An 18618-nucleotide genomic window follows, 5' to 3' on the forward strand; every position below is an offset into this window, starting at 1 on the left:
AACCAGGGGCAGATGGAACGGAAGCCGAGGGGGTCTTTGGGCGCGGCCGCGAACCCGGCGATATGATCACGGTCGTCTCGGACACCCACGGCACCGACGGGCACCGACTCGAAGGGCGAACGCTGGAGGCCGTCCGCGAGGCGGAGTTGGTGATCCACGCCGGTGACTTCACGACGGAGGCGGTGCTCGACGCGTTCGAGGCGGAGGCCGGGAGCGAACACGGCGGCGAAAGCGAGCGGGCCGGACGCGAGGGGGACGGGGCGTTCGTCGCGGTGTACGGAAACAACGACGGCCCGGAGGTCCGGGGGCGGCTGACGGCGGAGCGGACCGTCGAGCACGGTGGAGTCCGGTTCGTCGTCGTTCACGGCCACGAACACGACGACACGTCGCTGTCGCTGCTGGGGCGCCAGGAGCGAGCGGACGTCGTCGTGGTCGGGCACTCCCACGAGCCAGGGCGGCGACGGGTAGGGGCGGTCACGGTCCTGAATCCGGGGAGTCACGCCGACCCGCGCTGGTCCCGTCCGGGCCACGCGGAGCTGGAGCCGACCGGGGAGGGCCCGACCGGTCGGCTGGTGGCGCCCGACGGGGAGGTCTTCGACGAGTTCGACCTCGCCGCCACGGAGCGGGAGTGACGGCGGACCGAAGCGGAGCGGGTCGAAGCGGAACGGCGGGGCGGCGCGCATTCGTCCTTTCGACGGGAACGGAAAAGTAGCCGGCGGAAAGTCAAACGGCTGTTTCAGTGTCTGAGGGCGCTCGAACCGTCGTCGGTCCGGGGCGGCGGCGTTCGCCCCCGGACGTGCCGGCGGTGCTCAGCCGCGGACGTACCAGACGGCGAAGGCGCCGACGAGTACGGCGGCGCCGCCGAGGAAGAAGAAGGCGCCCGGGCCGAGCCCTTCGACGAGGCCGGTGGAAGCGACCGCGCCGCCGGCTGGCGCCGGCGTGTGTGCGGCGGCGGCGGCGCCCTCGCCGGCCGCGTCGGAGCCGGCGCCCAGCGAGGGGAGGGCGTCGCCGCCGGTCAGCGCCGAGACGACGAGGCTGACGACGGCGAGCAGGCCGACGGCGCCGAGCAGCCGAGAGAGGGCGGTCCTGATGCTGGTCGACTTCTCCTGGTCGCCGGCGAAGATGACCAGCGGCTGGTCGGCCGGGGCGTAGACGTCCATCTCGCGGCCCTTCTGGGAGTAGGCCGTGTCGACGACTTCGACGGCGCCGGCGTCCTGCAGGTTCTCGAGGTGGTACTGTGCGTTCTGCAACGAGGTGTCGACGCGCTCGGCGAGCTCCGCGGGCGGTGCGGGGGACTCGTGGAGTTCGCCGAGGAGGCGACGGGCGGTCTCCGAGGAGAGGGCAGAGAGGAGGTCGTCGGCGTCGTCGCTCTCGACGCCGACTACCCGCGGCTCCGCGTCCTCGGCCGCGGTGGTGTCGGGTTTGGAGGGCAGCAGCGACATCTCACGTCGCGCTTTGCGCCCTTGCAGTATTAGTCTTGTCACGTGACAGGCGCGTTAGGTCCCGTTCGCGGCGGCTCGGCCGGCCGATCGGCGGTCGATCCCCACCGTCACCCGGTCGCTTCGGTCGCGGTCCCGTCGCCCCGCGGGTGGGGTGTGGCGGTGCCGAAACCTCTTTGACCGGTGGCGCGGTAGGCCGGCACATGCAGATCGGTGATCTGGTCTCGGGGTTCTTCGAGGACCCCGTCCTCGTGGCCATCGTCGCGATCCTCCTCGGGTTCGTCTTCCTCGTCTACCTGTTCCTCCGCCGGACCGCACAGGGATTCAAACAGGGCATGGACCAGGGCCGGCAGTAGCGGCGTCGACACGTCGGTCCGCCCCCTATCGCTCACTCGACCGCCCGCTCGACGCCCGACAGCGCCGCGTCGATGTCGTCGTCGTCCACGTCCCAGTGCGTACAGAAGCGCACGCGATACTCGCCGAAGGCCACGCAGCTGACCCCCTCGCGCTCGCAGGCGGCGACCACCTCGTCGGCGGGGTCGTCCGTCTCGGCGACGACGATGTTCGTCTCGGGTTCGGGCGCGTCGATCCCCGGGAGGGCGTCCAGCCCCGCAGCCAGCCGCCGGGCGCGCTCGTGGTCGGCGGCGAGCCGGTCGCGGTTCTCCAGCGCCCGGAGTCCGGGAGCGGCGAGGATGCCGGCCTGGCGCATCCCGCCGCCCATGAGCTTGCGGTGGCGGCGGGCGCGCTCGACGAACTCCTCGCTCCCCGCCAGCACGGAGCCGACGGGCGCGCCCAGGCCCTTCGAGAGACAGACCATCGCCGAGTCGACCTCGCGAGCGAGTCGCTCCGCGGGCGTGTCGAGCGCGGCGGCGGCGTTGAACAGCCGCGCCCCGTCGAGGTGGACCGGCACGTCGAGTTCGTGGGCGGCTGCGGCCGCGGCGTCGATGGTCTCGGAGGCGATGGCGGTGCCGCCCTTGCTATTGTGAGTGTTCTCCAGCGCGAGCAGGCCGGTGCCGGCGCGGTGGCCGTCCGCCGCGACGTGCGCCTCGCGGACCTGCTCGGGCGCGACCACGCCGCGGTCGTCGCCGTCGACGGGCCGGGCCTGGACGCCGGAGTGCTGGGCGACGCCGCCGAGTTCCCACTTGTAGACGTGGCTCTCGCGTTCGAGGATCGCCTCCTGGCCGCGCTCGGTGTGGGTGCGGACGGCGACCTGGTTGCCCATCGTGCCGGAGGGGACCAGCAGGGCGTCGCTGAAGCCCAGCACGTCGGCGACGCGGGCCTCCAGTTCGTTGACGGTCGGGTCCTCGCCGTACACGTCGTCGCCGACCTCGGCGTCGCGGGCGGCCTCGCGCATCGCGTCGTCGGGCTTCGTGACGGTGTCGCTGCGAAGGTCGATCATGGCACCCCGTTGGCGCTCGCGGCGGAAATAGATGGCTCGGTCGGCTCGGAGGGCCGTCGGTCGGGCGGCGATCCCGTCGGACGCTCACCGTCGCCGTCAGTGCTGGGCGACCAGTTCCTCGGGCGTCCGCTCGCGGCCGTTGTAGTCGACGCGGAACGCCGCGTCGCCCCCGGTCCGGGCGAAGTCGGTCACGTCGCCGGTGACGGCGTAGGTGTCGCCGTAGCCGGTGTTGCCGGTGAACCCGCTGACGGTGACGGTGCCGTCGTCGTTCTCGACGACCTCGTCGTTGTCCGCCGCCGACCGCCTTGGCCCGGCGTTGGTGACCTTCCGAACGGTCCCGTCGACGGTGAACTCGTAGGCGACCTCGCCGGCCTCGGTCGCGACGACCGCGAGCAGGTCTGTCGCGGGCGCGGTGTCCTCGATGACCCGCCACTCGGACTCCCGGAGGAGGTAGTCGCCGTCCCCGCCGGTCTGGGTGAAGTCGGTGATCGCGCCACCGACGGCGTACACGTCGCTGTAGCCCGGGTTCCCGGTCGTTCCCGTGACGGTCGTGGTGTCGCCGCCCGTCGAGATGTCGTCGTTGCCGCCGGGGGAGGCGCCGCGGCGGTCCGAGAGCGTGACCGCCCGGACCGGGCCGTCGACGGTGAACTCGTAGTCGACCGCGCCCTCGGACGCTCCCATCACCTCGACGAGTCGCTCCTGGGGGGTGGCCTTCCCGAGCAGGTACTGCTCGGCGGCGGGGTTTCGGATGTAGTGGCTCACGTAGCCGAGGTCGTGGAACATCTCGATGGCCTCGACGACCTTGCCCGCGTGCTCGCCGGTGCCCCGGTAGACGCCGGTGATGCCGTCCGGCGTCTGCGGGTCCAGGTGGACCTTCTCCTGGCTCGTCCCGTCGACGAAGTGCAGGTCGACCTGCGAGATCAGCTCCCCGGGATAGGTGTCGGTCTCCAGGAACTGCCCCGGCCGGACGGTCGCCCGCGAGTCGGTGAACGTGACCGACTTCCCGCCGGGGTCGCAGTCGGTCGCGTCGTTCGTCCTCGTCCACTCGTTGCCGTCGCCGTCGTGCAGCGTCACCGACTCGACGACGCGCCCGGGCGCGCCGAAGGTCTCGGGCGCCCCCTCGTCGATGTAGACGACGCTCCCGTCTTCGAAGACCACCCGCGCGCCGAAGGCGCTCCCCCAGTCGTCGACCCTGACGGTCGAACACTCGATCGTCAGGGTCGGCTCGACGGTTTCGCCCGTTGCGGCCGCCGTTGCGCCCGTTGCAACCGCCGAGAGCGCCCCCAGCGCGCTCGACGCGAGGAACGTCCGTCTCGTGTTCCGCAGTGGTCGGTCCGTCATAGCACGCTCTCCGGTAGGGGGAACGCCCTATTTCGTTATAGACACCGAACTTCCGGTAAGCGCGGGCTATCGACCCCGCGCTTTCACCGGGTCGCGACGCTACCGTCCCGGCACGGCCGGGCGCCATATGTGCCTCGGTACCTTGTCACAAATTAGCATTTTACGCTTCGGCTATACGTTCCGAACGTGACTTCGCTGCCCGACCACTACGAGACCGTCCGCGAACGCGACGACTACGAACCGATCGAGGGGGCCGTCGGTCCGGTCCCGGCCGCCGAGCGGCGGCGGTTCGTCGCCGTCGACGACGAGGGCGTCCTGACCCGAACGGACGAGCGGTCGACGCTCGTCGCGACCGGCGTCGGGATGACCGGCCCGCCCCACCTGGGGACGGTCGGCCAGTTCTTGACTGCGGTCGCGCTGCAGGAGGCGGGCCTGGACGTGCAGTTCGTGATCGCCGACCTGGAGCCGTATCACAGCGGCGCGTCGCTCGACCGGGTGCGGGCGCTCGCCGAGCGCTACCGCGCGTTCGCGCTCGACCTGGGCTTCGACCCCGAGCGGGGCCGTCTCCGCACCCAGCGCGAGGCGACCGACGTGATGCGGACCGCCCAGCTGCTGGCGCCGTACTACGACCCCGAAGCGTGGACTCCGGCGGACGGCAGCGGCGAGCGTCCGCCGACCGACTGGGAGCGGGCCGTCCGTGAAGCCTACGAGGCGGCCGACGGGGAACGCGGACCGGCGACCGCCGCGGTCGAGCGTTCGGGACCGACCTCCGACGCCGCCGATATCCACAGCGCCGTCCTCCACGGCGTCGACTTCCTCCACCCGCTGTACGCCGGCGACTACGAACGGCTGGTCCTCCAGTTCGGGGTCGACGAGCGCCACCTCGCCCGGATGGCGCGGCGGTTCCGCGACGCCGCACCCGTGGAGGGCGGCGTCGCGGGGCTGTACACCCGGATGCTCCCCGGCTTCGACGGGACGCCGAAGATGGCGAAGTCGATCCCGGGATCGGGCGTCTCGCTCGCGATGGCTCCCGCCGAGATCCGCGAGCGGATCGCGGGCGATCCGGGCGGCGACCCCGCGACCTCGCCGGTGTTCCAGGCGATGTGTCTGGCCTCGCGCTACGACGCCGAGCGACTGGAGCGGCTGGAGCGCGCGTGCGAGACGGGCGGCGAGGAATGGGCGCGAGCGCGGGACGAGTACGCCGAGTTCGTCGTCGGGTTGGCCGAGCGGTGGCGGGCGACCGCCGACTGAGACCGGCCGGTCAGCCCCCGAGGAGCGCGCGGAGGGCGACCGACTGGGCGGCGACGCCCGCGAGCGCGTACGCCCCGTACACGACCGCCGGACCGAGCAGCGACTCGGTGTCGGCGTAGACGTACGCCGCGACGCCGACGAGGACGACCCGGGTGGCCGCCGTCAGGCCCTCCCAGGGCAGGTCGACGCCCTGCCAGAACGCGACGGTCGCGAGCGCGACCGCCGCCACGACCGGGGCGGCCGCCGCCGCGCGGACGCGCCGGTCGTCGACGCGCTCGGCGGCGTAGACGGCGAGGGCCAGCGCGGCGACGACGAGCACTGCGACCCCGGCGCGGGCGGCGGACACGTCCAGCCACGGCCCGCCGCGGACGGCGCCGAACGAGGGACCGAACCGCGGCGTCGCGAAGTACGCGCTCAGCAGCGTCGTCGCCGCGACCGCCCGCTCGCGGCCGACAGCCCGCCGGAGCAGTCCCTGGACGAGCCCGTGATACAGCACGGCCATCCCCGCGACGAACACCGCGAGGAAGACCAGCGTCCGACCGGCCAGCTGGCCGGGGAGTCCCGTCACCCCCGCCGCGACGTCCCCGCTCGCGATCCCGTAGCTGGCCGCGGCGGGGACGACCGGGAGCACCGCGAGGACGGCCGCCCCGAGCGTCGCGAGCCCGACGAGGCCCGCGGCGTCCCGCTCGGGGGTTGACAGGGGAAGCGGGAGGTCCCGCTCGGACGCGGCGACGGCGGCGAGAGCGCCCAGCCCGCCCAGCACGAGCAGGCCCTGCACGGCCGCACGGGCCAGGCGTGGGTCGATGCCGGTCGACGCGCCGACCGCGTCCTCGACCGGCCGGACGACGGCGTCGGTCAGGTTCACGTACGCTTCGAGCGCGACGAGCGCCGCGACGACGACGGCCAGCTCGACGACGGCCGAACGCCGGTCGACGCCGCGGAGGCCGCGAACGGAGGGCGTCCGACTGCGACTCATGGACACAGATGTAACCCAGGCTGTAATAAAACGTGTCCCGCGGCCGGACGACGAAACCGGTTTGGCGCGGGCGAGCGACGGCTTCCGCATGGACGCACGCGTTCGCGAACACGCCGAGATAATCTGTGACCACTCCGTCGACCTGACGGCGGGCGACCAGGTCGTCATCGACGCTCACCCCGAGGCCGAGGACCTCGTGACCGCCCTCCACGAGATAATCGCCGACCGCGGCGCCTACCCCCTCGTGATCCAGGACCGGATGGGCAAGCGCTTCCGGCGAGCCTTCCTGCGCAACCACGACGGCGACTTCGAGCTCCCGGACCACCAGATGGCGCTGTACGAGGAGATGGACGTGTACATCGTCGTTCGGGGGAGCGACAACGTCACCCAGACCAGCGACGTGGACCCCGAGGTGTCGACCGCCTACGAGGCCGCGGTCCAGCCCCTGCTGGCCGAGCGGCTCTCGAAGCGCTGGTGTCTCACTCAGTACCCAGCGCCCGCCAACGCCCAGCTCGCCCAGCAGAGCACCGAGGGCTTCGAGAACTTCGTCTGGGACGCCATCCTGCGCGACTGGGACGAGCAACGCGAGTTCCAGGCCCAGATGGTCGAGATCATGGACGACGCCGAGGAGGTGCGGATCGTCTCCGGCGACTCGACGGACGTGACCATGAGCGTCGCGGGCAACCCCACGCTCAACGACTACGGCGAGCGCAACCTCCCCGGCGGCGAGGTGTTCACCGCCCCCGTCCCCGACTCCGTCGAGGGCGAGGTCTACTTCGACAAACCCCTCTACCACCAGGGCCGGGAGGTGACCGACGTGTACTGCAAGTTCGAGGACGGGAACGTGGTCGAACACGCCGCGGGGAAGAACGAGGACGTGCTGACGAACGTGCTGGAGACCGACGAGGGGTCGAACCGCCTCGGCGAACTCGGGATCGGGATGAACCGCGCCATCGACGAGTTCACCTACAACATGCTGTTCGACGAGAAGATGGGCGACACCGTCCACATGGCGGTCGGGCGCGCCTACGACGACACCGTCGGCGAGGGCAACGAGCAGAACGACTCGGCCGTCCACGTCGACATGATCGTCGACATGAGCGACGAGTCGTTCATCGAGGTCGACGGCGAGGTCGTCCAGCGCAACGGCACGTTCCGGTTCGAGGACGGCTTCGAGGGATAGACCCGGTCGGAACCCGTCGACGGTCGCGCGAGCGGCGGTCAGTCCCGCCGGCTCGCCGTGAGCAGCGCCGTCGCGAGCACCGCGAGGAGGCCGACGGCCACACCGAATCCGGGGCCGGACCCGGTCGTCGCCGACGGTTGCGTCCGCTCGGCGGTGCCGATCGTCTCGGTCGACGGGGACGGCGATTCGGTCGCCGCGGGCGCGTCCGCGGTCGTCGGCGTCGGGGACGGAGTCGGTGCTGGCGTCTGCGTCGCGACGGTATCGGTCGCTGGGGTTAGAGTCGGGGTCGGGGTCTGACCGGCGACGGTCGCCGCGTCGTAGATGGTCGATCCGTCCACCGGGATCGGTCTGTCGCGTTCCGGGGAGTCCCAGCGTTCGTCGCCGTCACTGTCGCGGTGTAGTACCGCGACCAGCGTCTCGTTTCCGCGGACCGGGCGGTCGAAGTCGACGGAGACGTTCTCGTGCGCTCCGGCGCGGAGGTAGTCGCTGGCGCCGAGGACCGACCCGTTCGCGCTCCCCTGGCGGACGGAGACGAACCCGCCGTCGGAGAGCACCACGCTGTCGACGACGACCGTCCGGCCGGGCGACTCGACCCGCTGGTCGGCGAACGTGACCGAACCCGGGTCGTAGGTGAGCATCATCCCGTCGTAGCGCGGACTGATCCGGGTCCCGTTCCGGGAGACCCAGGCGGTGAACCGGAGCCCGGACCCCTCGTCGGCGAACGCGTCCGTCGTCACCGCGAAGGTGCCGTCCTCCCGGACGCTCACGTCGAAGGCGACGTTCTCCGTATCCTTCCGGACGTGGACCGTCAGGTTCGTTCCGGGGGCCACGTTCGTCTCGCCGCCGATGGTCTGTCGCGGGCCGTTCTTCAGGGTCACCTCTCCGCCGCGGTTCGTCTCCAGCGTCGCGTTGGCGCCGTCGGGGGTCGTCGCTTCCGGGGCTCCGTGGCTGTCGACAGCGTCTGCCGGAACTGAACCGGCGACCGCGACTGCGCCGGGGACCGCTGTCGCGGTCGCCAGCGCCGCGAACAGGAGCGCCGCGACGGCCGTCCCGAACGGATGGCTCACCGTTGTCACCCCCAGTCGGGTCGCCGAGTCGCTCGGCGACGACGCGGATTCGGGTCCGCTCCCGGACCCGGTCGGGGGCCCGTGGCCACCGCGCGAGACTGGCTGGTAGCGACGATACCGACCGTTCGGACCGAGCGCCCGCGGGCGCCCAGACGGCGCCGCGGAGGCACGAGCCTGGCGTGTGGGGACCGCACGACCGGACCGTGCTCTCCGCTCTCGTAAATGTCTTCTGTGTGATTGGATGGCTGGCGCGTGTGGAGTGGAACCGTTCGTGTTCGAGCACGGGTTCGAAGGGTAGCGATCCAGGGCGAATTGGCTCCGAGCGACCCTCCGTCTCCCCACGGAGTAAGACATAACAGGCTCGCCGACGGAATTACCGGTAATGAGTTCCGAGGCCGAGGAACCACCGAGTACGAAGATCACTCTGACCTACGAAGGTGGCAACTGGGTCGCGCGGGACGACGATACCGGGATGACGCGCGAGGGAGGTTCCCGGAGCGAGGCGCTCGCAGCGCTCGATGCGGCCATCGAAGGTGCGGCCGGAGCGGTCGATCCCGACGATCCGTTCTGGGATGCAGACCCGGTCGCCGTCGACGGTCCGTCGGACCTCTCCGCGAGCGTCGACGACTATCTCTACGGGCAGCGCGCCCCTGACGACGAATGAGTACGCTCGGTGCGAAACCCATCTTCGTCGACACCGCCGCGTTTCTCGCACGTTTCTATCCGCCCGACCAGCATCACGACGAAGCGCTCGCCGTGTTCGACGGTATCCGGTCCGGCGAATACGTGTACCGCCCGCTGTACACGAGTCGGTACGTCCTCTCGGAACTCGTGACGCTGCTGAATCGTCGAGCGGGCCACGACGAAGCGGCGCGCGTGCTACGGACGATTCGCGATTCGTCGAGTTTCACTGTCCTCACGCTGGGCGAGCAGTTGTTCGACCGGACGTGCGACCGGTTCGAGACGTACGACGACCAGCAGATATCGTTCGTCGACCACACGTCCGCCGTGCTCGCCGACCATCACGACATCGACCACGTGTTCACCTTCGACTCGACCGATTTCTCGACGCTCGGATTCATCGTCGTCCCCCGGGAGACTGGAGAGGTCTGATAGCTCGGGGCCAATTTCGCCGCTCACTCCACCAGCGCGCCGAAGACGGCCCGTTCGACCTTCTGGAGGTGTTCGCCGGCGGTGGCGGGCGAGCAGCCGACCTCCTCGGCCACGTCCTCGTGGGTCGCCTCGCGGGGGGCCTCGTAGTAGCCGACGGCGACCGCCGCTTCGAGCACCTCCCGCTGGCGGCTCGTCAGCGCGTCGAGCAGGCGACCGCCCTCGGGGTGGTACTGGCCGGTTTTCTCGATCGTGATCTCGTAGCCGGGGGGCTCGTCGAACTCGGCGGCGCGGGCGAACGCCGCCTCGGTGCCGATCAGCGTCACCCGCTGGCCGCCCCGCTCGGTGAGTTCGATCGGCATGTCCCGGACGAGTTCGAGCTCGCGGCCGCGTTCGAGCATGTACTCGACGAGGTCGTTCGTCTCGACGCGGGAGTAGGCCCAGCCGTGGCCCTCCTCGTCGACGGCGACGGTGAACTCGCGGACCTCGGGCGTGTCGGTCATGATCGCCCGGTAGCGGTCCACGTCGCCCGATAGCTCGGTCAGCAGCGTCACCGTCCCGTCGCCCAGGTCGTTCATCCGGTGGATCGCCTCGCCCGTCACGTCGGGGTCGCGGGCGATCCGTTCGCCGACGGGGTGGAATCCCTGCCCCTCCGCCGGACTCACCAGTAGCGTCACGTACCGCATAGGCGGCTGTACGGCCGGCTCGGCAAAGATTCGTCGGTTGTCGGAGCGACGGTGACTGCTCCGGCCGGGACGACCGGCGTCACACGCCTGCGCTCTCGCGGCGCTGTCGACCTCTGATGAGCACGAACGAGAAACTCAGGCACGCGAGCACGAACAGTGCCACGCCCGCGATCCAGTAGCCGAACAGGTCGGCGGCCGCGAGGTAGTTCGGCGGGACGAGCAGTGCGATGAGCAGGTACTGCCGGCGCTCGACAGCTCGGAGCCGGGCCTGGAGGGCGTCGTCGTCCATGCGGGGCGATATGGCGTCGATCCGTCAAAACTCCACCGGCCGTCGCGTCGCTCTCGGGACGGTCGGGCGCCGGGCGGCGGACCGCCGGCGTGCGGGCCGCCGCGGCCCGACGAACTTTGTCGCTCGCTCCCGAAACCGGCGTATGGAGGAACTTACCGAGGGCGTCTACGCCTTGACGGAGACGATCGAGACCGACGACGGCGAGCGAGCGTTCCACCCGGCGGCGGTCGAGACCGAGCGCGGACTCCTGTTGCTGGACGCCGGTCTGCCGGGGCAGGCCGAGGCTCTGGGCGCGGAGATCGAAGCCGCCGGCTTCGAGTGGGCGGACGTGTGGGCGGTGCTGATAACCCACCACGACGGTGACCACGCGGGCGCGCTCGCGACCGTGTGCGAGAAGACCGACGCGGTCGTGTTCGCCCACGAGGCCTGCGCGCCGTACGTCGACGGTCGGGAGGAACCGATCAAGGGCGAGGGGGAGCGCTACCCGCCGGTCCCGGTCGACGTGGAACTCGTCGGCGAGGAGGTCTTCCGGACGACCGCCGGGCCGATGCGGGTGGTCTACACGCCGGGACACGCGCCGGGCCACGTCTCGCTGTACCTACCAGAGGAGGAACTGCTGCTGGCCGCGGACGCCCTGACGGCCGCCGACGGGGAACTGCAGGGTCCAAGCGAGCATTTCTCGCTCGACATGGCCGAGGCGGGCCAGTCGGTCGCTCGCCTCGCGAGCCTGGCCATCGACGGCGTCCTCTGCTATCACGGCGGGTTCGTCGCGGCCGACGACGACCGGATCGCCGAGATCGGACGGTCGATCGAGGGTTGAGCCCGTACTCGCTGCCGTCTCGTCACTCCGCGCGCACTGAAAAACCGCGGCAGTTTTTGCGAGCCCCGGCCCCGTGTCGTTCGGCCGTCTGACGCCCGTCTGACACCGGGTTTTCAATCCGTGAGAATCGTTCCGACAGGTATATAGGTGGTTGCTACATGTTGTCATGCATGGCGCCGGATATGGTCGCTGAAGCCGAGGTGGAAACGAACGCCGAAGTCATGGCCTCCGTCGAGGAGGGCCCCACCGAGACGCTCGTAATCGCCGATATCAGCTGCGACGACGCCTATCTCACAGCCCCGCTCGCCGACGCCGCCACCCTCCCGGAGTGGCGGTGACGGCCGCCCCGTTCCGATTCGTCTCCACGCGCCCACTGCCGAGTCCGTGACGACTCGCTCCGTCGGGCGGTCCGATTCTCACTGTCCGTGACTGCGGTCGCTCGTCTCGCCGCCGTGATTGCGGTCGCTCCGCTCGCCACCACGAGCGCGGTCGTTCCACCGCCACGACTGCGTCCGTCCATCTGTGTCGATTACGCCGACAGTGTCGAAGGTGTCCTCGGCGCCGTCCGGAGAAAACAAGGGTTATACCCCGGCGAGCGGATCCCACCCGCATGAAGGTACTCGTCACGGACCCGATCGCGGACGCGGGTCTGGACCGGCTGCGCGATGCGGGCCACGAAGTCGAGACAGCCTACGATATCGACGGTGAAGCGCTGCTGGACGCCGTCGCGGACGCCGACGCGATGGTCGTCCGCTCGGGGACGGAGGTCACCGCCGAGGTGTTCGCCGCCGCGCCGAACCTCCAGATCGTCGGCCGCGCCGGCATCGGCGTCGACAACATCGACATCGAGGCCGCCACCGACCACGGCGTCATCGTCGCCAACGCACCGCAGGGCAACGTCCGCGCCGCCGCCGAGCACTCCGTCGCGATGGCCTTCGCCACCGCCCGTTCCATCCCGCAGGCCCACAACCGCCTGCGCGACGGCGAGTGGGCCAAGGGCGACTTCCTCGGCACCGAACTCAACGAGAAGACGCTGGGCGTCGTCGGCTTCGGCCGCGTCGGCCAGGAGGTCGCCCGCCGTCTCGACGCGCTGGGCATGGATCTCGTCACCTACGACCCCTACATCAGCCAGGAGCGCGCCGAGCGCTTCGGCGCCGAACTCGTCGACACCCTCGACGAGTGTCTCGAACGGGCGGACTTCATCACCATCCACACGCCGCTGACCGACGAGACCGAGAACATGATCGGCGAGGAGGAGCTCGCCCAGCTCGAGGGCGGCTACGTCGTCAACTGCGCCCGCGGCGGCATCATCGACGAGCCGGCCCTCGCCGAGGCCGTCGAAGACGGCCTGCTCAAGGGCGCTGCCATCGACGTGTTCGCCGACGAGCCGCTCGACCCCGACAACCCGCTGCTCGACGTGGACGACGTGGTCGTCACGCCCCATCTGGGCGCCTCCACCGAGGCCGCCCAGGAGCACGTCGCCACCTCCACCGCCGACCAGATCGTCGCCGCGTTCAACGGCGAGCCCGTCCTCAACGCGCTGAACGCTCCGTCGATGGACGAGAGCGCGTTCCCCGCCGTCGAGCCGTACCTCGAACTCGCCGATACCGCCGGCACCATCGCCGTCCAGCTGTTCGACGGCGGCGTCTCCGACGTGGAAGTCACCTACGCCGGCGACATCGCCGAGCACGACACGGAGATCGTCACCGCCACCGCGCTCAAGGGCGTCTTCGAGGACGTCGTCGAGACGCAGGTCAACGCCGTCAACGCCGAGCGCATCGCCGAGGAACGGGGCATCGACGTCACCGAGTCCAAGACCAGCTCCGCCGAGGACTTCCAGAGCCTCATCACCGTCACCGTCTCCGACGGAGAGGACTCCATCAGCGTCTCCGGGACGCAGTTCGCCGGCGACGACGCCCGCATCGTCCGAATCGACGGCTACCGCGTCGACGCCGTCCCGCACGGCCACATGCTCGTCGCCCGCAACGAGGACGTGCCCGGCGTCATCGGCTTCATCGGCACGGTGCTGGGCGAGTCCGACGTGAACATCGCCGGCATGTTCAACGGCCGCGAGACCATCGGCGGCGAGGCCCTCACGGTGTACAACCTCGACGACCCCGTCTCCGACGACACCGTCGCGCGGCTGCTCGACGACGAGCGCGTCATCGACATCACGCAGATCTCGCTCAACGGCCAGTAGGGCAGTTATTCGGCGGCTCCCGCTTCGCTTCTCGACGTTTCTCCGCGTTTCCGAAAACGAAGGTTCCTCCCCACGCGACGGCCGCGACTATCGCAGCAGCGAGCGGAGCCGGTCGAGCGGGCCGGTCGAGCGCTCGCCGTCGCGCTCGGGGGCCCGGTCGTCTCCGGCGGTGCGGTCGGCGTCCGCGGGACGGCCGGCTTCGATGTCGAACTCGTCGGTCACGAGTGGTTCGTCGCGGCAGGCGTCGCGTCCCTGGAGGACGCGTTCGTAGCGGTTGACGACGTGCTGGAGGTCCGCTTCGCTCGATTCGAGGCGGCGTTCGAGCGTCGCGACTCTGGCTTCCAGCAGCGCGATCTTCGCCAGGTAGAGCGTTTCGGCTGTGTGGTCTACCGTGAGGTCGGTCCGGCCGGCGGCTCCGGCGTCGGTCCCGCCGGTCGCTCCGGCGTCGCTCGTCGAGTGGCCGCACGACTCGCCCGCCGACTGGCGGTCGGTGCATGGGTAGAGCTCCCCCTGTTCTGGTGGGTCGGCGTTCGCGGCCATGCTCTCTAACGAAGGTATCGCTCGGGGAAAAAGACGAGGCAGACGGACACCCGACGCGCGTCTGACGCTCCAGTAGATCCGACCGCTATCCTGCGTTTTTCGCCGTGACCGCTTCGTGTCGACCTGGTCTCTCGGTAGAGGAGCGACCGCACGACGCCGCAGTAGCGAGCGCGACGGAGCGCGCTCGCGAGCGTGCCGCCACTCCTCCCCGGTCGCGCCGCGTCCGCGGCGCGACACGCGTCCTGACCGCACGCGGTCGGTCGCCAGCGGTCGTCGGCGGTCGGCGCCGGTGGGTCTCCGGTGGTCGCGACGAAAGTGGCGCCACGTCCTCCCCGCTCAGACCTCGTCGAGGAACGACCGCAGTTCCCCGGTCGCGCTCTCGCGGCGGTCGCGGAAGACGCAGTGGCCGGCGTCGTCGACGTGGACCAGTCGACCGTCCGGGAGCCGGTCGACGGCCGCGCGGTCGCGCTCGCGGGCTTCCTCGTCGACGTCGGCGCGGAGGACGAGCGTCGGCGCCTCGATCTCGGGGAAGGCCGCCCCGGGGTCGACCCACCCGCTCGCGAACACCTCGACGATGTCGGGGCTGACCCGCAGGCGGGCGTCCGCGAGCAGGCTCGCGAGCTCCTCGTCGCCGGCCGCGACGTGGCCGGCGAGTTCGTCGTCGGCGTCGAGGAGTTCGGCCTTGCTGTGGTCCTGCCACCACAGGATCCGCTGGCGGATCCCCTCGATCTCCGCGTCGTCCATGCGGTCGTCGCCGCGGTTCTCGGCGTTGTGGCCCAGCAGACAGGCCGGGTCGACCGCGACGACGGCCCGCGGGCGGTCGGGGTAGTCGGCGGCGGCCGCCAGCACGGTGTCGCCGCCCATCGAGTGGCCGAAAAAGATGGGGTCGTCGACGCCGAGCCCTTCGAGCAGGGCGATCAGGTCGGCGGCCCGCGCGTCGGCGTCGTAGCCCGACTCGGGGGCGTCGGAGTGGCCGTGGCCGCGGGCGTCGTAGACGATCACGTCGTAGTCGTCGGCGAGCTCGCGGGCGAGCGGGAGCCGACAGCGCCCGTCGTCGAAGACGCCGTGGGCGATGACGAGCGGCGGCCCGGCGCCCCCGCTGCGGTCGTAGTGCAGTCTGACACCGTCCGCTACGTCAACGTAGCCCGATGTCCAGTCGGCCGGCGGCCGCGTTTCGACCGTCATGTCCCCTCGTAGGCGGATCGGCGGCAAAAGCCTGCGGACACCGGAAGCGTTCGTTCTGTCGCCGCGCCGCCGACGCGAGGAAAAGGCACATGGGCCCTCGGTCCGGAGTGTCGGGTATGTCAGAGCGGACGGACGAGCGGGTCGAGGACCTCGACGGCGACCTCGGCGACCCCGAGGAGGGCGAGGTCGGCTTCAGCGACGACGAGCTCGGCGTCGACGTGGATTCGCTGACGGGCGGGCCGGACGGCGCGAACGGCGGCTCGACCGCGGCCGCCGCCGAGAGCGAGTCGGGCGCCGCGTCGAGTTCCGACTCGGGGACGAGTCTGCGCTCGCGGCTCACGCCCTCGATCGGTCGCCCGAGCCTCGGGGTCAGCGTCCCGTCGCTGCGCTCGTTCCTGCTCGCCGCGGTCGTCGTGGTCGGCGGGATGTTCGCCGGGAGCGCCGTCCCCTTCATCGGGTCGGTCACGGGCCTGGTCGGCCTGTTCCTCGGCGCCTTCCTCCTGGGCGCGGCCAGCGGGCGTCGCCGGTACGTCCCGGTCGCGGTGGCGGGCGCGACCGCCGCCGTCGTCGCGACGATGATGCAGGGCGTGCTCACGCTGACGGCCGTCGAGAGCATCGGCCTGGCGCCGACCGCCGCGCTCGGCGCGACCACGGGGGTCCTCGTCGCCGTCGTCGGCCACTACTTCGGTCGCGACCTGCGCGACGGGCTGACCCGCGAGGTCTGACCCGTCACTCCGGCAGCGACCACTCGTCGCCGTCGCGTTCGGCCACGCCCTCCTCGGCGAGCCGTTCGAGCGCCTCCTCGACGACCTCCGTGGGCGCCTCGACGCGGCGGCTCAGTTCCTCGACGGTGCCCTCGCGGGTGGCGAGCGCCGAGACCACGTCGCCCAGCAGCCGGGCGTCCTCGCCCTCGAACTGGTCGGTCAGCTCGCCCATCACCTCGGCGAGGCGGCCGTGGACCCACCGCTGGGCCAGCGACAGCTCCCGGTCCAGGTCCTGCAGTCGGTCGAGCTCCGCGGCGAGTTCGCCGGTGTCCGAGTCCTCCTGCACCTCGGCGTCGATGGAGACGTGCCGGCAGGTGGTCACGTCGATGGAACTGCCGGGGTAGGCGCTCTTGGTGCCGAACTTGTACGGCGAGACGGTCACTTCCAGCCGGAGGTTGCGCGCGATGCGGAAGTACTTGCGGCGCTGGTCGTCGACGCTGCTCTCGACGAGGCCGGCCTCGTCCAGCCGTTCGAGGTGGTCGATGACCGCCTTCGGGCTCACGCCGATGTACTCGCTGATCTCCGTGACGTAACAGGGCTTGTGCGCGAGCAACCGGAGGATCCGCCGACGGTTGGCGTTGCCCAGCAGGTCGAGCAGTTCGGCGGAGTCCATTCACCTGAGGTTCGCGGTCGAGACGGATAAGCGTGTCCCCGGCGTCCCGGCGCCGTCGTGCGGCCGTCGGGTCGCGCGGGGATCGCGAGGATCTGCGGGAGCGCCCGCCGGCGTCCGCTCGCTCACTCCGGCGTCGCGCCGTCGGGGCGCAGGCGCGGGAACGCGCGAGCGGCGAGGGCGACGGCGACGACCGAGGTGGCGACGCTCCCGGCGGCTAGGATGATCCCGGAGGACGTGAGTCCACCCGCCGAGAAGAGTGCCCCCGTCTCGTAGCGCAGCGGCGGGTGGAGGCCGAACCCGTAGTCGACGAGGTCGTTGCCGAGCGCGAGCGCCAGCGCGAGGCCGAGCGCGCCGGGGGTGGTCCGCCCGAAGTGCGGCAGGAGGTACGCTTCCGGGATAAACAGGAGGTGCGTGACCAGCACCCCGAAGTAGCGCCACACGTCGGGGTAGTACAGCCCGAAGTGGAGGTTCAGCGCGAGCGCGAGCCAGAGCCCCGTCTCGACCAGCCAGACGAACGATATCGTGTAGAGGTAGGCGAGCACGAGGTTGGCAGGCGCTGCGTCGAGTCGGCGACCGAGGTTCGGCAGCAGCGTGGCGAGCGCCAGCGCCATCAACAGCGTCGCGACCGGCGAGTCCATGTACACCGGCCACGCCAGCGTGTCCACCTCGGGCAGCGTCTCCAGGTAGAAGAACACGCCGACGAACACCCCCGCGACGTTGGCGAACACGAGCCAGACGAGACTCGGGGCGTTCTCCAGGTAGTACCGGGCCCACCGCCGCGGGACGACGGCGTGGCGGCCGGTCGCTCCCCCGTCCGCCCGCTCGTCGCCGACCGACTCGTCCATGGTCGACTCCGAGTCCCCCGACCACATAGCCGTACCGAACCCGTGGGCGCGCGGCGAGTCGGACCCCACCGGAACCGCCTCGTCGCGGCCGCGTCGTGCGGTCTGAAAGCACGCCGTCATAAGGCTACCGGGGAAGACTTATACGGTACCATGGTTGTGATCCACTCGCACAGCAATGTTCGAACAGTTCTCCAGCGGCTACTACCTGGGGCGGCTCTACGTCGAACCCAGAGAGAGCGACGCGGCGGCCATCGCGGCCGCCCAGCACGAGCAGGTCAACGAGCAGTTGTACGCCGGCGAGGGGGTCTCGCGGACGGACCTCCCGCTGGTCATGAAACTGGAGAACACACACTTCACGGTCTACGGCGACGAGCGCGTCCCGGCCGACACCATCGCGATCCCCGAATCGCTCGTCGAAGAGACGAACGTCCGCAACCCGCCGTCGCTGCGGGAGGTGTTCCTCGCCAAGGCCGAGCGCGCCAAACAGCTCCTCTCGGTCGCTGCCGGCACCCCCACCAGCGAGGAGGCGATGGACGAGGCCGTCCCCGACCACCCCTTCGACGAGGGGTTCGGCGGGCCGACCGGGATCTGAGCGGTGACCGGCGGGACGCCGGTACCGCGGAGCGGGCCCGGCCCGATCCCCCGTCTCGCGGTCGCTCCGCCCGGTTCCGAGCGGCCTGATCGTGCAGGGTGGAGACTGATTGCTCGGACCCCCGAGGATCGGATCCGAGCGACGCCGCTCCGCCGCGTCGGTGGGGCGCGCGCCAGCGCACGGGACCCGCGCCGGGGAGCCGGTCTCGCGGCGCGCCGTGCGGGAGCACTTCCATGGCCAGTCAACACGCGGACCGAGGCGAACGCGAGCGGCGGGAGACGGACCGAGCCGGCCGCTCCGCGAGTGGTACCGACAGCG

Annotated in this window: 22 protein-coding genes; 11 read left to right on the plus strand and 11 right to left on the minus strand. The window is 71.0% G+C overall.

Annotated elements, in window-relative coordinates; all coding sequences use genetic code 11:
• Nucleotides 1–62: 62 nt before the first annotated feature.
• On the plus strand, nucleotides 63–632 hold the full coding sequence (locus HZS54_RS03815; RefSeq protein WP_179920636.1) for a metallophosphoesterase: 570 nt from the start codon (nucleotides 63–65) through the stop codon (nucleotides 630–632).
• 177 nt (nucleotides 633–809) lie between these two features.
• Here the strand turns inward: HZS54_RS03815 and HZS54_RS03820 are convergent, their stop codons facing one another.
• Nucleotides 810–1442, minus strand: coding sequence for an ArsR/SmtB family transcription factor (locus HZS54_RS03820; protein WP_179920637.1), 633 nt, complete (start codon nucleotides 1440–1442; stop codon nucleotides 810–812).
• A 200-nt stretch (nucleotides 1443–1642) separates the two neighbouring features.
• On the opposite strand from HZS54_RS03820, the gene HZS54_RS03825 reads away from it, so the two are divergent.
• On the plus strand, nucleotides 1643–1795 hold the full coding sequence (locus HZS54_RS03825; RefSeq protein ID WP_179920638.1) for a DUF7859 family protein: 153 nt from the start codon (nucleotides 1643–1645) through the stop codon (nucleotides 1793–1795).
• A gap of 32 nt (nucleotides 1796–1827) precedes the next feature.
• On the opposite strand, the gene HZS54_RS03830 is transcribed toward HZS54_RS03825, so the two are convergent.
• Nucleotides 1828–2838, minus strand: coding sequence for a threonine aldolase family protein (locus tag HZS54_RS03830; protein ID WP_179920639.1), 1011 nt, complete (start codon nucleotides 2836–2838; stop codon nucleotides 1828–1830).
• 96 nt (nucleotides 2839–2934) lie between these two features.
• Nucleotides 2935–4179 carry a hypothetical protein gene (locus tag HZS54_RS03835; RefSeq protein ID WP_179920640.1) on the minus strand — a complete coding sequence of 415 codons (1245 nt, stop codon included), beginning with the start codon at nucleotides 4177–4179 and terminating at the stop codon, nucleotides 2935–2937.
• A 186-nt stretch (nucleotides 4180–4365) separates the two neighbouring features.
• On the opposite strand from HZS54_RS03835, the gene HZS54_RS03840 reads away from it, so the two are divergent.
• On the plus strand, nucleotides 4366–5430 hold the full coding sequence (locus tag HZS54_RS03840; RefSeq protein ID WP_179920641.1) for a nucleotidyl transferase family protein: 1065 nt from the start codon (nucleotides 4366–4368) through the stop codon (nucleotides 5428–5430).
• 10 nt (nucleotides 5431–5440) lie between these two features.
• On the opposite strand, the gene HZS54_RS03845 is transcribed toward HZS54_RS03840, so the two are convergent.
• Entirely contained in the window at nucleotides 5441–6406 is a 966-nt protein-coding gene (locus HZS54_RS03845; protein ID WP_179920642.1) for a hypothetical protein, read from the minus strand.
• Between the two features lie 88 nt (nucleotides 6407–6494).
• Here HZS54_RS03845 and HZS54_RS03850 point away from each other — a divergent pair, with 88 nt between their 5' ends.
• Nucleotides 6495–7589: an aminopeptidase gene (locus HZS54_RS03850; RefSeq protein ID WP_179920643.1), complete on the plus strand. Its 1095-nt coding sequence runs from the start codon at nucleotides 6495–6497 to the stop codon at nucleotides 7587–7589.
• A gap of 38 nt (nucleotides 7590–7627) precedes the next feature.
• Here HZS54_RS03850 and HZS54_RS03855 read toward each other — a convergent pair whose 3' ends face one another.
• A complete protein-coding gene (locus HZS54_RS03855; RefSeq protein WP_179920644.1) occupies nucleotides 7628–8656 on the minus strand; it encodes a DUF7282 domain-containing protein in 1029 nt (342 codons plus the stop codon).
• A gap of 382 nt (nucleotides 8657–9038) precedes the next feature.
• On the opposite strand from HZS54_RS03855, the gene HZS54_RS03860 reads away from it, so the two are divergent.
• Together HZS54_RS03860 and HZS54_RS03865 are read left to right on the plus strand one after the other, a co-directional pair.
• Complete coding sequence (locus HZS54_RS03860) at nucleotides 9039–9320, plus strand: type II toxin-antitoxin system HicB family antitoxin (protein WP_179920645.1); 282 nt, start codon at nucleotides 9039–9041, stop codon at nucleotides 9318–9320.
• Nucleotides 9317–9769 (plus strand): type II toxin-antitoxin system VapC family toxin, encoded by a 453-nt coding sequence (locus tag HZS54_RS03865; protein WP_179920646.1) that lies wholly within the window; start codon nucleotides 9317–9319, stop codon nucleotides 9767–9769. The genes HZS54_RS03860 and HZS54_RS03865 overlap by 4 nt, the downstream gene beginning before the upstream one ends.
• Nucleotides 9770–9792: 23 nt before the next feature.
• On the opposite strand, the gene HZS54_RS03870 is transcribed toward HZS54_RS03865, so the two are convergent.
• Together HZS54_RS03870 and HZS54_RS03875 are read right to left on the minus strand one after the other, a co-directional pair.
• On the minus strand, nucleotides 9793–10452 hold the full coding sequence (locus tag HZS54_RS03870; protein ID WP_179920647.1) for a helix-turn-helix domain-containing protein: 660 nt from the start codon (nucleotides 10450–10452) through the stop codon (nucleotides 9793–9795).
• 79 nt (nucleotides 10453–10531) lie between these two features.
• Nucleotides 10532–10741: a hypothetical protein gene (locus HZS54_RS03875; protein ID WP_179920648.1), complete on the minus strand. Its 210-nt coding sequence runs from the start codon at nucleotides 10739–10741 to the stop codon at nucleotides 10532–10534.
• A 142-nt stretch (nucleotides 10742–10883) separates the two neighbouring features.
• Here HZS54_RS03875 and HZS54_RS03880 point away from each other — a divergent pair, with 142 nt between their 5' ends.
• From HZS54_RS03880 to serA, 3 genes are all read left to right on the plus strand, one after another.
• Nucleotides 10884–11561 carry an MBL fold metallo-hydrolase gene (locus tag HZS54_RS03880; protein ID WP_179920649.1) on the plus strand — a complete coding sequence of 226 codons (678 nt, stop codon included), beginning with the start codon at nucleotides 10884–10886 and terminating at the stop codon, nucleotides 11559–11561.
• 170 nt (nucleotides 11562–11731) lie between these two features.
• The gene (locus tag HZS54_RS03885; RefSeq protein ID WP_167837472.1) at nucleotides 11732–11899 is read left to right on the plus strand and encodes a DUF7556 family protein; all 168 of its coding nucleotides are present in this window, start codon (nucleotides 11732–11734) and stop codon (nucleotides 11897–11899) included.
• A gap of 272 nt (nucleotides 11900–12171) precedes the next feature.
• Nucleotides 12172–13761 (plus strand): phosphoglycerate dehydrogenase, encoded by a 1590-nt coding sequence (gene serA, locus HZS54_RS03890; RefSeq protein WP_179920650.1) that lies wholly within the window; start codon nucleotides 12172–12174, stop codon nucleotides 13759–13761.
• A gap of 87 nt (nucleotides 13762–13848) precedes the next feature.
• Here the strand turns inward: serA and HZS54_RS03895 are convergent, their stop codons facing one another.
• Both HZS54_RS03895 and HZS54_RS03900 read right to left on the minus strand, forming a co-directional pair.
• Nucleotides 13849–14301, minus strand: coding sequence for a hypothetical protein (locus tag HZS54_RS03895; protein WP_179920651.1), 453 nt, complete (start codon nucleotides 14299–14301; stop codon nucleotides 13849–13851).
• A 336-nt stretch (nucleotides 14302–14637) separates the two neighbouring features.
• Complete coding sequence (locus tag HZS54_RS03900; protein WP_179920652.1) at nucleotides 14638–15486, minus strand: alpha/beta fold hydrolase; 849 nt, start codon at nucleotides 15484–15486, stop codon at nucleotides 14638–14640.
• Between the two features lie 116 nt (nucleotides 15487–15602).
• Between HZS54_RS03900 and HZS54_RS03905 the strand changes: the two genes are divergently transcribed.
• Nucleotides 15603–16211, plus strand: coding sequence for a hypothetical protein (locus HZS54_RS03905; RefSeq protein ID WP_179920653.1), 609 nt, complete (start codon nucleotides 15603–15605; stop codon nucleotides 16209–16211).
• Between the two features lie 4 nt (nucleotides 16212–16215).
• Here the strand turns inward: HZS54_RS03905 and HZS54_RS03910 are convergent, their stop codons facing one another.
• Both HZS54_RS03910 and HZS54_RS03915 read right to left on the minus strand, forming a co-directional pair.
• Complete coding sequence (locus HZS54_RS03910) at nucleotides 16216–16863, minus strand: ArsR/SmtB family transcription factor (protein ID WP_179920654.1); 648 nt, start codon at nucleotides 16861–16863, stop codon at nucleotides 16216–16218.
• A 122-nt stretch (nucleotides 16864–16985) separates the two neighbouring features.
• Nucleotides 16986–17708 carry a DUF1405 domain-containing protein gene (locus HZS54_RS03915; RefSeq protein ID WP_179920655.1) on the minus strand — a complete coding sequence of 241 codons (723 nt, stop codon included), beginning with the start codon at nucleotides 17706–17708 and terminating at the stop codon, nucleotides 16986–16988.
• A 175-nt stretch (nucleotides 17709–17883) separates the two neighbouring features.
• Between HZS54_RS03915 and HZS54_RS03920 the strand changes: the two genes are divergently transcribed.
• Nucleotides 17884–18300, plus strand: a complete 417-nt coding sequence (locus tag HZS54_RS03920; RefSeq protein WP_179920656.1) for a DUF5802 family protein — start codon at nucleotides 17884–17886, stop codon at nucleotides 18298–18300.
• The last annotated feature ends 318 nt before the right edge of the window (nucleotides 18301–18618 follow it).

It is taken from the genome of Halosimplex pelagicum, assembly GCF_013415905.1.
Taxonomy (GTDB): Archaea; Halobacteriota; Halobacteria; order Halobacteriales; family Haloarculaceae; genus Halosimplex; species Halosimplex pelagicum.